Raw genomic sequence first — 473 nt, 5'->3', positions numbered from 1 at the left:
GTTGGGTGTTGTCATATCTAGCGTTTTTTGCTCGGCCGCCACGTATTCTCGCTGGGCATCATGCTGCTCGCTGAGCGTTTCACGGTGCGCCAGCGAGTCGGCCACGTCTTTATACGCGCTCTGGATGGCTTTTTCGTAGGTCGCTATTAACCCTTTTTTCTCGGCTTCTGCATATCGCAGCTGCGCCAGATTGTCGCCACCGCTGAACAGCGGCCGTGTGACGGACGGTTTCTCGCGGCGCCAACGAGTCGGCCACATTTTTAATCTCTTTCTGGATGCATTTTTCTTAGGTCTCACTTATCCCTGTTTTCTCGGCCTCTGCTGAACGCAGCTGTGCCAGATTGTTGCCACCGCTGAACTGCGGCAGGGTGATGGACGGCGCGAATGACCAGACCTTCATGCCGTGGCTGAACAGGGAGGAGAGCGAGTCGCTGCCGACGCCCGCGCTGGCGGTCAGTGAAATGGTCGGGAAG

Annotated in this window: 1 pseudogene; it reads right to left on the bottom strand. The window is 57.3% G+C overall.

The annotated features are described in order from the left end of the window. Positions 1-473, bottom strand: a pseudogene (locus tag A6013_RS28935) (TolC family protein); the annotation flags it as partial.

Origin of the sequence: Enterobacter sp. IF2SW-B1, from assembly GCF_001743375.1 — a bacterium.
Classification (GTDB): Bacteria; Pseudomonadota; Gammaproteobacteria; order Enterobacterales; family Enterobacteriaceae; genus Enterobacter; species Enterobacter bugandensis.
This window is presented reverse-complemented; position numbering and strand designations above follow the sequence as displayed.